This window comes from Anabaena sp. EIM26 (genome assembly GCF_057568715.1).
In genome coordinates, this window is record NZ_CM172472.1 from 5,297,285 (window position 1) to 5,309,792 (window position 12,508).

The 12,508-nt window shown below is 37.5% G+C and carries 10 protein-coding genes; 7 read left to right on the forward strand and 3 right to left on the reverse strand.

The genetic code is table 11. The annotated features are described in order from the left end of the window. Positions 1–411 precede the first annotated feature (411 nt). Positions 412–1,989 (forward strand): hypothetical protein, encoded by a 1,578-nt coding sequence (locus AC012T_RS22980; RefSeq protein ID WP_487061081.1) that lies wholly within the window; start codon positions 412–414, stop codon positions 1,987–1,989. Here the strand turns inward: AC012T_RS22980 and AC012T_RS22985 are convergent. After that, positions 1,966–2,880, reverse strand: a complete 915-nt coding sequence (locus tag AC012T_RS22985; protein ID WP_487066716.1) for a glutaminase — start codon at positions 2,878–2,880, stop codon at positions 1,966–1,968. The two genes, AC012T_RS22980 and AC012T_RS22985, sit on opposite strands and share 24 nt — an antisense overlap. Before the next feature lie 35 nt (positions 2,881–2,915). Here AC012T_RS22985 and AC012T_RS22990 point away from each other — a divergent pair, with 35 nt between their 5' ends. The 5 genes from AC012T_RS22990 to AC012T_RS23010 all read left to right on the forward strand — a co-directional run bounded on the left by AC012T_RS22990 (position 2,916) and on the right by AC012T_RS23010 (position 8,485). Beyond that, complete coding sequence (locus AC012T_RS22990) at positions 2,916–4,436, forward strand: thioredoxin-like domain-containing protein (protein ID WP_487061083.1); 1,521 nt, start codon at positions 2,916–2,918, stop codon at positions 4,434–4,436. A gap of 444 nt (positions 4,437–4,880) precedes the next feature. After that, positions 4,881–5,312: a KGK domain-containing protein gene (locus AC012T_RS22995; protein ID WP_487061085.1), complete on the forward strand. Its 432-nt coding sequence runs from the start codon at positions 4,881–4,883 to the stop codon at positions 5,310–5,312. An 80-nt stretch (positions 5,313–5,392) separates the two neighbouring features. Further along, complete coding sequence (locus tag AC012T_RS23000; protein ID WP_487061087.1) at positions 5,393–5,581, forward strand: DUF4089 domain-containing protein; 189 nt, start codon at positions 5,393–5,395, stop codon at positions 5,579–5,581. 7 nt (positions 5,582–5,588) lie between these two features. Next, complete coding sequence (locus AC012T_RS23005; RefSeq protein WP_487061089.1) at positions 5,589–6,965, forward strand: AtzE family amidohydrolase; 1,377 nt, start codon at positions 5,589–5,591, stop codon at positions 6,963–6,965. A 458-nt stretch (positions 6,966–7,423) separates the two neighbouring features. Beyond that, positions 7,424–8,485: a hemolysin family protein gene (locus tag AC012T_RS23010; protein WP_487061091.1), complete on the forward strand. Its 1,062-nt coding sequence runs from the start codon at positions 7,424–7,426 to the stop codon at positions 8,483–8,485. Positions 8,486–8,673: 188 nt separating this feature from the next. On the opposite strand, the gene AC012T_RS23015 is transcribed toward AC012T_RS23010, so the two are convergent. Continuing rightward, entirely contained in the window at positions 8,674–10,020 is a 1,347-nt protein-coding gene (locus tag AC012T_RS23015) for a protein kinase domain-containing protein (RefSeq protein ID WP_487061092.1), read from the reverse strand. A gap of 451 nt (positions 10,021–10,471) precedes the next feature. Here AC012T_RS23015 and AC012T_RS23020 point away from each other — a divergent pair, with 451 nt between their 5' ends. Beyond that, positions 10,472–10,699, forward strand: coding sequence for a photosystem II protein, Psb35-related (locus AC012T_RS23020; protein WP_487061094.1), 228 nt, complete (start codon positions 10,472–10,474; stop codon positions 10,697–10,699). 120 nt (positions 10,700–10,819) lie between these two features. On the opposite strand, the gene AC012T_RS23025 is transcribed toward AC012T_RS23020, so the two are convergent. Further along, positions 10,820–12,409 (reverse strand): glycoside hydrolase family 57 protein, encoded by a 1,590-nt coding sequence (locus tag AC012T_RS23025; RefSeq protein ID WP_487061096.1) that lies wholly within the window; start codon positions 12,407–12,409, stop codon positions 10,820–10,822. Positions 12,410–12,508: the final 99 nt, after the last annotated feature.

The window sequence follows — 12,508 nt, forward strand, 5'->3', positions numbered from 1 at the left end:
AGTTGTTTCTGTTGAATTATAGAGTCTGTACTGGCACATTGTTAGAGACATTTTAACAATAATTCAAACTTGCCAATTTTATTGTCATATCTGCCTTTTATATTCAAACTTTTTGTAAAAAAGTCAATAGTTTTTCTATTTAATTTACAAACTATAACAATTCTTAAAACTTATGGGTAATCGTGAATAAAGGCGTAAAACTTACTGTTCTGACTCTATATTTTCGTTGTTTCTCTAATTTAATTGAAAAATTCTGTCACAAATATTACTATTTCTGCATATTTTATGATAGGGATTCAAAAATATTGAGCATCTTGCCACAAACCTAAATCTTTTGGTCTATATTTCACTAGGCGCAATTTGCGTCACAATGATTTGTCAGTTGTTGAAGACGATCATAGGGTGGAATGCATGACCTCTAGGCAAAAGAAAGCTTTAGAGAAACTCTTAGAGAAGAGTTTCCCGATCTTCAAATGGGTAATGGCATTACTGCTAGTCTTGACTTTAAGCAGCTGTGTCGAAAAAGCAGGAAGCCAAGAAGTATCGGTTAAGCAACAAGACAAATCATCACAGGTATATAAAGTTTCTCGGCAATTTTCAGAAACAGCCCCTCCCGCTATTATCCAAGAACTACGTTCTAGCTTGGAAGTTTATCAGCCACAGGTAAAGATCCTGACTCCCCAAACAAATGAAGTTCTCAAAGAGAATACGGTTACAGTACGGTTGCAGGTGAAGGATCTACCGATATTTAAAGATCCACAATGGCAACTAGGCCCCCATCTGCACGTAATTCTCGATAACCAACCTTATATAGCGGTTTACGATCTCAGTCAGCCTCTTATTTTGCCCAACTTATCGGCAGGTACTCATACTTTACGCGTATTTGCATCTCGTCCTTGGCATGAAAGCTTTAAAAATGAGGGCGCTTATGCCCAAACAACATTTCACCTTTTTACTAAAACCGACGATAACAATCCTGACCCTAATCTACCCCTTCTCACCTACAGTCGTCCTAATGGTAGTTATGGTGCAGAACCCATCATGTTGGATTTTTACCTGACTAACGCGCCTTTACATATTGTTTCTGAGGATAATCTTGAAGACTCAATGAGCGATTGGCGTATTCGCTGCACAATTAATGATGAAAGCTTTATTCTCGATCGCTGGCAATCAGTTTACCTCAAAGGCTTCAAACCTGGTAAAAACTGGGTAAAACTGGAATTTCTCGATAACCAGGGCAATCCTGTAAAAAATGTCTTTAATAGCACAATTAGGCTATTTGATTACCAATCTAATGGTAAAGATACGCTTTCGAGAATGGTTAGAGGGGAAATTACTGCTGATGAAGTACGCGGTATTGTAGACCCAAATTATACAGTTAAGATTCCCGTTACTGAACCTACTCCTACCGTAACGCCCAAGGTAGAAAAAACACCTGTTCCAGAAATTAAGGTTCCTGACGTTCCTCAAACCAAGGTAGAAAAAACACCTGTTCCAGAAATTGAAGTTCTTGAAGTTCCTCAAACCAAGGTAGAGAAAACGCCTGTTCCAGAAATTGAAGTTCCTGAAGTTCCTCAAACCAAGGTAGAAAAAACACCTGTTCCAGAAATTGAAGTTCCTGAAGTTCCTCAAACCAAGGTAGAAAAAACGCCTGTTCCAGAAATTGAAGTTCCTGAAGTTCCTCAAACCAAGGTAGAAAAAACGCCTGTTCCAGAAATTGAAGTTCCTGAAGTTTCTCAACCACAAGTAGAGAAAACACCTGTTCCAGAAATTGAAGTTCCTGAAGTTCCTCAACCACAAGTAGAAAAAACGCCTGTTCCAGAAATTGAAGTTCTGCAACCACAGCCGAAAGCGACACCCACTCCGGCGGAATTACCAGAAAAAGAAAAATCAACTTCGGAAAAAACGGGATTAAGCCGATTAGGTAGTTATTTTGAGCGTAAAACCCTATCTACACCTGAAAATCTAAATAAAAATACTCAGTTGTAAATTTTGGGATAAAGCTTCGATGAATGCCAGCCCTGCTACAGGATTGCCTATATGATCCAGAGCAGGACTGTAGCAAGCGATCGCTCCTTGATTTGGTGCGATCGCTAATAACCCCCCGCCAATACCCGATTTCATCGGTAAACCAATTTTGACGGTATACTCCGCAGAAGCTTCATATAATCCGCAAGTTAACATCACGGCGTTAACGATGCGGCGGTTTTCTGAATTTATCCAACTGTTTTCACAAGCTAATAATTTTCCCAATAAAGCTAAATCCTGCACTCGTCCAGAGATACAGCATATTTGTTCATAAGTGTCAAGAGCAGTTTCAATATTTTCAATATATCCATTTTGAATCAGATGATGTGCGATCGCTATATTTGCAGGTGAACGATTAACACGAACTGAAGCCAACATTTCCAAATCTACATATAATTGACAACCTGCTGCTTTATTCAGCCATTCACAAAATAAATATGCGCGATTACTTGCATCCTGTCCAGGCAATTTATCAGATAAGGTAATAGCACCACTATTAATCATCGGGTTGCGGGGATGTCCATTATCAGCAACTAATTGTTGAAAAGAATTAAAAGGCGCTGGTGAAGGTTGAATTCCAACCCATTGAAATACATTTTGGGCTTCAAACAGTTTTAGCGAATACAATAGAGAAAATACCTTAATTACACTCATCAAAGGAAATACACAAGCTGTATCCCCCAAACTATAATTTTCCCCTGACTGACAGCAGATGTGAACCGCAAACCAATTAGGATCAGCTACAGCTAAAAGGGGAATACGTTCAATCACACTTCCCTGTTTTGCTTGGGTTTTCGCTTCCTGTACCCAAAGAGATAAATTATTTATATTGATTTTTGCGAGTTTTATCAAAACCGTCAATCTAAAATCTACAATCTCAACGTACTATGATTCCCCGTGTAAGATCACCAGAACTACCGCAAAATTACCCCTGGTTAAATACAGTTAAACCCTTATCTCTAAAATCGCTCAAAGGTAGAATTGTCATTTTAGACTTTTGGACATACTGTTGTATTAACTGTCTGCACATACTACCAGACTTGAAATATTTAGAGCGCAAATATCAAGATAGCCTAACTATTATTGGCGTTCACTCTGGGAAATTCGACAACGAAAAAGAAATTGAAAGCATCCGTCAAGCTATTCTGCGTTATGAAATTGAACACCCAGTTTTAGTTGATAATGATTTTCGTGTTTGGGAAAATTATACTGTCAGAGCCTGGCCAACTTTAATTATTATTGACCCACAAGGATACGTTATTGGGCAATTTGCTGGAGAAGGGCATCTTCAAGCCATTGAAAACATAATTATTCAACTTCAACAGAAAAATCAAGATCACATCAATTTTCAACAATTCCAATTCACTTTAGAAAAACAGCATCAACCATTAACTACACCCCTAGCATTTCCAGGTAAAGTCTTAGCTACACGAGCAGGTTTGTTTATTGCTGACTCTGGACATCATCGAATCGTCATGACTCGATTTAATGGTGAAATTCTTGATGTGATTGGTACAGGAAAATCTGGACTAACTGATGGTGCTTTTAATCAAGCACAGTTTTCTACACCCCAGGGCATGACATTTGATGATGAAAGTCAAATTCTTTACGTTGCTGATACAGAAAATTATGCCTTAAGACAAATTGACTTACGGCAGCAAGTGGTAGAAACTATTGCAGGAACTGGCCAGCAAAACCATATTATTAGTCCTCACGGAGGTGTTGCACTCGAAACAGCCTTGAATTCCCCTTGGGATTTACAAAAAGTAGGCAATAAATTGTTGATTGCAATGGCAGGATCACATCAAATTTGGAAAATGGATTTAGAACTAGGTACTATTCAAACCTTTGCTGGTACAGGTGCAGAAGGTTGTTTCGATAGCACATTGATGGAATGTGCCTTTGCTCAACCTAGCGGCATTACCACCAATGGTCAGGAATTATTTATTGCTGACAGTGAGGTTAGCTCAATTCGAGGAGTGGAACTCGACGAACAGGGTAAAGTGCGGACTATTTGTGGCAGTGCTATGTTATTTGGCTTTGGTGATATGGATGGAGAAAAGCTAGATGTTAGGTTGCAACACTGTTTAGGTGTAGAATATTTCCAAAATTATTTATGGGTAGCAGATACTTACAACCACAAAATTAAATTGGTAGATACCACGACGGGGAATTGTCAAACTGTCTTAGGAGACGGTTTACCTGGGTTTCAAGACGGACAAGGTAAGAATACTCGGTTTTCAGAACCTTCAGGACTCAGTGGCATAGATTCATATCTATATATAAGTGACACGAATAATCATGCCATCCGCCGTGTCAATTTAAAAACGCTAACCGTGCAAACATTAGATTTTCCTGGTTTGTGTGCGCCTAGCCTATGTCTGTCTTCTCATATATCTGCATTCTGAAAGATTGATTTGCAACGCCAAATTAACAAACACTGCCGTGTTAGTAGAAAAATACAGATTAAATAAACCGCATAAAGCCTTCGGCATAGCTTCGCTTACCGCAAAGCGTTCCGTAAGGAAAGATTGATAAAATCGAAGTAGCTTCCCGCAGGGCAGAAGGCAAATAAAAAAAGAATATAAGTAATCTTACGGTAGAAAGGGAGTATGTAAACCGGGCTATGATTACAAAAAATATATGGATTTAAGAGAATGTTTTAAAAGTTGTTGCGATGTATCAAAAATATTTAGATTACCCTAGTCTCTAATAAAGAGGGAAACTGGAGTTACAATCCTCTTTAAAACGGTAATTTAGGTTGATATTGAAACTTGACAAATATTCTCTAAGAGCGCTTAATAGATGTAATTTTTTTGCAAAAAAAATCAATCTACATGATCAAAATCAACATGAATAGCAAATACATTCCTTTGAATTGTGGTGATGACATCCTCTCTTTAGGAAAAGATATATTTAAAATAAGTAGATTTAAGGAGTTAGTTATCAGAGAAATTAGAGGAAATTTAATGCTACAAACTTGTAATTCTGAACAACAGTCTCAGGGATCAATTATACAATTATTTAAAACTGTTCAAGTGGGTGAAGAAGTTATAGATATAAATAACATTCAATTTCAGTTTTTTAAAGATTGTCAGTTACTAATTAGGGGTAATAAAAACTGGCAGATAGGAAAACTGAAGGTTCAGATATCTATATCACCTTTAGGTAAACAAGCAGATGAAGTATACATAGAATTTTATTCTAATGAATTGGATGAACCATTAACATTAGAAAATTTGCCACACATTTCTCAAAATATGACTTGGAGTAAGTCATATTAATTGGCACTAATGCAGCATAACAACCATCCTTCACATCGCCAAACGGCAAAAATAGCAACAAGCAAAGACGTAAAAATAAAATGGGAAATCAGAAAATTGATATAAATGAGTATGTTGAGCAAATGTCGTTGTTACTGAATTTGCAGATAAAAGATGAATATCGGGATGAGGTGGTAGTGAATTTTGAAAGAATCAAATCAATAGCAGAAATTGTCAATAATTTTCCTTTGGGAGAAGAAATTGAAATTGCACCCATGTTTGAACCATAAATGAACTATGAATGATGCTGTATCTATAGCTGAAAATGTTTTATCAGGTAAAATTAGCGCGTTAGAAGTTACTCAAACAGCATTAGCAAAAATTATTGCTAGGAATAATGAATTAAATTGTTTTACAGCTATTACCGCCAAAACAGCTTTAGAAGATGCAGCACATATTGATAAAAATATTGCTGAAGGTAAAAATATTGGTGTTTTATGTGGTGTACCTTTTGCGGTTAAAAATTTATTTGATATTGCTGGTTTAACAACGTTATCCGGTTCAAAAATTAACGCTGAAAATTCTCCAGCTACTGAAGATGCAACCGCTATTATTAGGTTAAAAAAAGCTGGTGCAGTGTTGGTGGGTGCGTTAAATATGGATGAATATGCTTATGGGTTTGTGACAGAAAATGCCCATTATGGTGCTACTCACAATCCTCATGATTTACAACGGGTTGCTGGGGGTTCTTCTGGTGGTTCTGCTGCTGCGGTTGCTGGAGGGTTGGTTCCTTTGACATTGGGTTCGGATACGAATGGTTCTATTCGTGTTCCTGCGGCTTTGTGTGGTGTGTTTGGTTTTAAACCGACGTATGGTAGGTTATCTCGTGCGGGTGTAAAATTATTCTCTAGCAGTTTAGACCATATTGGTCATTTTGCAACTTCAGTTAGAGATATTGCGACAATATTCGACGTTCTGCAAGGTGAGGATGACAAAGATCCAATTTGTACAAAACGCCCTGTTGAAGAGAGTTTATCACAAATAAATCATGATATTTCTCACCTGAGAATTGCGATCGCAGATGATTATTTTACTCAAAATTCTACATCGGCAGCTTTAGCAGCAGTACAAAAGGTGGCTGAAGCGTTGAATATCACCCAATATGTAAAAATACCAGAAGCAGACATTGCTCGTGCTGCGGCCTTTGTAATTACAGCTTGTGAAGGTGCAAATCTGCATTTAGAGAAATTGAAGTCCCGTCCGCAAGATTTTGATTTTGCCACACGCGATCGCTTTTTAGCTGGTGCATTAATTCCCGGCTCTTGGTATATTCAAGCACAGCGTTTTAGAAGATGGTATCGAGATCAAATCCGAGAAATATTTCAAAATTTAGATATAATAATTGCCCCCACTACACCGATTACATCCCCGTTAATTGGTCAGCAAACTATGATTTTAGATAGTGAAGAAATTCTTGTCCGTCCTCATTTAGGATTATTCACCCAACCATTATCTTTTATTGGATTACCAGTTTTATCAGTACCCATTCACAGCCCAAATTCTCTGCCTTTAGGTGTACAATTAATAGCAGCACCTTATAATGAAGTTCTGATTTTACAAATTGCAGCAGTCTTGGAATCACAGGGTGTAGTTTCATGCCAGATCAGTATTTAACTTACTCTACTAAATATTAGATAATTAGGGCTTGCTTAATAAAGCTAAAACTTAGATATATCAAGAGTTTGAAGGTTAAAAAGGTGAATCAGGTGCAAGGAATAAGCGTTGAAACTGTTCATTTACCTATCACTTGAAGAGATTCAAGACGATTCTTCTCTTCTTCTAATTCTTCCTCCTGAATTCTGACTCCTAGCCCATGACTTACGTCACGCTGCGCGAACACAGATAACTTTTTCAGCAAACCCTAATTAAGCATTGTGGATAAAACCCTTGCTTCACAATAGGATATAGCCTTTGCTAGATAAGTGAGAACATACAGTAATTATAAAATTGTCACACCAGGAAATTTTTATACTGGGAACGTTGGAAATCACGCTATAATCATTAAAGGCATAAATTAACTTAACCAGGTTATTAGCTCATCCAAATCCATCTTCCCATACTTGGGAAACTATATGTTAAAACTTATAATTACTGTATTCATTATTATTGCAGGTTCAGCACTTTGTTCTAGTATAGAAACAGCGCTGTTTTCTGTTTCAACGTTGAAAGTTAGACAATTAGCTCAATCAAAAAATCCAGCCGCAGTTGCGCTGCTGACGATTCGTGAAAACATGAATAGACCTATTGCTACTATTGTTATTCTCAATAATACTTTCAACATTATTGGTAGTATTCTTACAGGTAATATTGCAACTCAAGTATTAGGAGATAATTGGCTTGGTCTATTCTCAGGAATATTAACATTTTTGATTATCATCTTTGGAGAAATTATCCCTAAGACAATTGGAGAGAGATATTCTGAACAAATAGCCATACTTACAGCTATACCTATCACTGGACTTTCTATTGCTTTTACACCTTTAGTTTGGATTCTAGAAAATGTCACTGCACCCTTTTCTCAAGGGAGAAAAAGACCGACAACAAATGAAGCTGAAATAAAACTGTTAGCAAAAATTGGTCAGCAAGAAGGAATTATTCAAAGTGAAGAAGCAGAAATGATTCAGAGGGTATTTAGATTAAATGATGTGACAGCTTCAGATTTGATGACACCCCAAATTATGCTGACATATATACGTGGTAATTTAACTCTTGCTGAATCTAAATCAGATATTATTGCTTCCCAACATACGCGAATTATTGTTATTGATGAATCTATTGATCAAGTTATTGGATTTGCTCTCAAACAAAGCTTACTAACAGCAATGATTGAAGGTAGTAATGATCAAAAAATTGCAGATTTATGTCGAAATGTTCGCTTTGTTCCTGAAATAATCCGGGCTGATAAACTTCTGAAAAACTTTATAGAAGCCCGTGAACATCTTGCAGTAGTTGTTGATGAATATGGGTGTGTAGCTGGTGTTATTACTTTAGAGGATGTACTAGAGGTAATAACTGGTGAAATAGTAGATGAGACTGATAAAACTGTTGATTTACAAGAAATTGCCCGTAAAAAACGAGAAAGAATGTTGCAATCTATCAATATTTCTCATCCCAAAGAAACTATTGTTGATTAATCATAAATTACGGCACAGAATCCTTGATTTATCAATTAAATTTAGATTATATAGCCATTCTGAATAAGATGTTAACACCCTTTTTTATCTTCCTCTGCATTCTCTGCATCTCTGCGGTATAGCTATAGCTTGCGTGACGACGTAGGAGTCATACGCCACGAATTCCGTTCATAAATCCAATAGAATTGCTATATATTGCACTTAATCACTCGCGCTACTAAATAATAAAATCGCCTTTCTACTCCATCTAATAAAAACCACCCATAACGCCCCCACCAGGAATCAAACCAAAAAATTCCACTCGGTAAATGGGCTTCTGGTGCTGTAATATCAAAGGTCAAATCATCATAATACATCCACTTTTTATCTTTCTTCCAACCAACTTTATCACCAATAGCATCCCAAACTTCTCGATGAAATTTTCTAGTTCCTCGCAGACTTTGATAAATACGCCTTTGTACAGAAAAACCAAATCTGCCATTACTATATTTTACCCATAATTGGTCAAGAGTACGTATATCTTGACAAGGGAAATTATAAATATCTTTTTCACTTAACCAACCGTCATTTTCTCTTCCTGCTACGGCTAACATCACTCGTGTTGTTTCTTCATCTGCTTCTTTCCACTTCCCAGATGCAAGTAATTCCCGCAGTCGAGTGTAGTCCATTCCCACTACTGAAATTAGTTTTTCCTCTATCTCTTGAGAGGGTAACATACTAGCTAGACCTAGTAGTTCTCTAAATTCAAATACCGACTGAGGACGATTTTCTGGTTCCAAAGCCATTCCCTGAAGAATCGCATCATTTACTCTATCGCTAATTTGTGGATTAAATTGCTTTGGTGGTGGTAAAGTATTATTTTTATTTCTATATTCAGCAGGTATAGGTACTTTTTTAGTTAGTAAAGTATAGAGGGTAGCAGCTAAGGCATAAACATCGGTAAAAGCACCAAAATTGCCTCTTTTTTGATATTGTTCAATAGGTGCATAACCATCGGTTCTCTCATTAGTCATACTTTTGATTTGATCGTTGCTATACTCTCTTGCTAACCCAAAATCTATTAACACTACTTCTAATTTTCCCCGACGTAATAAGATATTACTAGGTTTGATATCTCGATGTAAAAATCCCTGGTGATGAATATATTCTAAAGCTTGTGCAATTTGGTCAATATATAGTAGTGCTTCTTCTTCTGCTAACACTCCATTATCATTAATATATTCTGCTAAATCTTCTCCATCTATATATTCCATGATCATGCACCAAAGTCCATCTTCCTGAATCACTTCATAGACTTTGACAATATGAGGATGAGAACATCTTGCTAACCGAACGGCTTCATTGACAAACTTTACCTGTAGCTGTTTAAAATCTACTCTATTTTGTTGAATATAATTGAGAGATTTGAGAACAAATAATTTAGATGTAGCCTTTTCTCTAATACTATAAGTGACTCCAAAGCCACCGCTACGCATCACTCTTTGGATAATAAATCTACCATTATTTAGATGTTGATTGGGCTGCCAAAGTTTCATTTATGTCTTATTGAACAATATTTGTGAGTTAACCTATTTCTACAAGGGAGGAGGGGCTAGTTTTGGGTTTGCTTGATTGGGAAGATGATAACTAAAGAAAAAAAGATAAGGTTGGGAAATCTTATACTAATTCTGTCACAGAATTTACTTATTGTTTCTAAAGCGAAAACAGATCCAGGTTTGAATCTATAGATTAGCTATGTCCTTTTATACTAGTGCGATCCAAGACTAAGCCTATTTGTAGTGGATTAACAGTTTTAACTTCTACCACCGTTTTATAAAGCGTATTTTTTGTTTTTAGCAGATTATTTCACGTCTTGAAGTGATGAAGGTGAGGTATTCCACACCCACCTTATCGGTTAGCACACCTTATGGATAGTTTGCAAATTTTGTTTACATTTGTTATATTTATTTACATAAAGCAACATAAGTTAAAACAAGAGGTTCCAGAATGACTATATTAATTGCTCTAATCGTTGTAGGTTGGTTAGCTGCTTCAGTTGTAGGTTCCCTGGCTTATTTTATGGGTGAGCAAACTAAGCCAATTCATGAGCGTAACTGGCGTTCTGAGTCTTTCGAGCGGTTAGCGCAGTCTATTACTGGTGTGGAAATAGACTATGGTCATCGCACTCCTGCTTATGTAATGGATGCTTATGCAAGCCGCACTTTACCTCAATAGTAGTAAAGGCAACTGTCATAAAATGTCTATAAAATTAACCCCCAGTCACGGTGCTGGGGGTTTTGCTGTTAGTATTTAAAATTACTTATTTCTTAGCTGCGCTGCATTAAACTGCGTTAACTACATTGGACGATAGGAGCGATAGTTAATATTGGGGAAAATATTATCCATTAACTCTACTTTTTCCAACCAACCGCTATCAACTTTGCCGATTTTCACATCTTCATACAGTTTATTAAACCGCATTAAGTGCGATCGCGTTCTTCTCACTGCATAAGGAACCATTGTTCCCGTTCGCATAATAAACGCCCAGTCTGAAGATTGTGCTAATAATAACTCCCGTGCTGCTTGGTTTAAAGCTTTCCACTGCAACTCATCCTCTGGTTCCAAGGTGGATATCTCAATCATCCGTTCCGCAGCTTTGTGTAAATGTGGGTAAACCCAGGCATTTGTCTCATTTAACCAATACTCATGAAACCCTTTATAACCCCAACTAGACTGAGCAGGACGACAAACTTGTTGAGTGGGATTAGCCCGCAAATAATCAGCTAAATGGGTCATTTCATAAGTTCCTTGGTCATACCAAGACTTACGGAACAGGTAATCAATAAACCAAGGGCCTTCATACCACCAATGACCAAATAACTCTGCATCATAAGGTGAAACAATAATTGGTGGGCGACCCATGATTCCGTGTAAATGCTCGGATTGCCGTTCACGGTTATACATAAAATTAGCGGCGTGATCTGCGGCTTTTTCCTTTGCCCAATAAGGATCATAGAGCGCTTTATCAGAGAGTCCTAAGCCACGACCTGTAATTTTATGATACTTAATACCTGTATTTTTCCTCTGACCATTGGGCATGATGTAAGGCTTAATATACTCATATTCAGCTTCCCAGCCCAAATCTTTGTAAAATTCCCGATATTCGGCTGCACCAGGATAGCCGACTTCAGAAGACCATACCTGTTGGGATGATTCATGATCTCGACCAAAGGCTGCTACACCAGGTTCGGTGAAAATTGGCGCATAAGTACCGAAGCGAGGACGGGGACGAGCGTATAAAATACCATGTCCATCAGTAAGGAAATAACGCAAACCTGCGTCTGCCAACATTCGGTCTAAACCTTCATAGTAGGCACATTCTGGCAACCAAATTCCTCTGGGTGCTTTGCCAAAAGTTTCTTCGTAATGTTCACAAGCTACTTGAATTTGCGCCCATACAGCTTGGGGATACATTTTCATCAGCGGTAAATACCCGTGAGTAGCACCGCAAGTGATAATTTCTAGGTTATTAGTATCTTGAAACCCTTTAAAAGCTGTGACTAAATCACCGTTATAGCGTTCCCATAATTCACGCGCTTCGTTGAACTCAGTCGCATAATGTTCCGCCAAATAACGAAGATGGCCGTTTTGAACATTGCGCTCGGCTTCTAGTTCTATTAATTCTTCTAATTGAGACAAATGTGCGTCGTAACGTTCTTGTAGCAGAGGATCACGCAGCATTGACACGAGAGGAGGTGTCATACTCATGGTGATTTTAAAGTCGATCCCGTCTCGTTTTAAGCCTTCAAATACTTTCAATAAGGGGATATATGTTTCGGTGATGGCTTCATAGAGCCATTCTTCTTCCAGCACGTAGTCACTTTCTGGGTGACGAACGAAGGGTAAGTGTGCATGAAGTACGAGTGCGACGTAGCCTATAGCCATAATAATTGTGTGTGTTTCTGTAAATTGAAGGTCGGGAGATTTGGCTGAAATTAACAATATTTTAAGACTTTATTGCGATCATTTTTGCAGGAGTTAAGG

What these genes read in the sequence shown, in the direction of transcription:
- AC012T_RS23010 (WP_487061091.1), top strand. Translation starts at nt 7,424, where the DNA reads ATGTTAAAACTTATAATTACTGTATTCATTATTATTGCAGGTTCAGCA.
- AC012T_RS23005 (WP_487061089.1), top strand. Translation starts at nt 5,589, where the DNA reads ATGAATGATGCTGTATCTATAGCTGAAAATGTTTTATCAGGTAAAATT.
- AC012T_RS23020 (WP_487061094.1), top strand. Translation starts at nt 10,472, where the DNA reads ATGACTATATTAATTGCTCTAATCGTTGTAGGTTGGTTAGCTGCTTCA.
- AC012T_RS23025 (WP_487061096.1), bottom strand. Translation starts at nt 12,409, where the DNA reads ATGGCTATAGGCTACGTCGCACTCGTACTTCATGCACACTTACCCTTC.
- AC012T_RS22990 (WP_487061083.1), top strand. Translation starts at nt 2,916, where the DNA reads ATGATTCCCCGTGTAAGATCACCAGAACTACCGCAAAATTACCCCTGG.
- AC012T_RS23000 (WP_487061087.1), top strand. Translation starts at nt 5,393, where the DNA reads ATGGGAAATCAGAAAATTGATATAAATGAGTATGTTGAGCAAATGTCG.
- AC012T_RS22980 (WP_487061081.1), top strand. Translation starts at nt 412, where the DNA reads ATGACCTCTAGGCAAAAGAAAGCTTTAGAGAAACTCTTAGAGAAGAGT.
- AC012T_RS22995 (WP_487061085.1), top strand. Translation starts at nt 4,881, where the DNA reads ATGAATAGCAAATACATTCCTTTGAATTGTGGTGATGACATCCTCTCT.
- AC012T_RS23015 (WP_487061092.1), bottom strand. Translation starts at nt 10,020, where the DNA reads ATGAAACTTTGGCAGCCCAATCAACATCTAAATAATGGTAGATTTATT.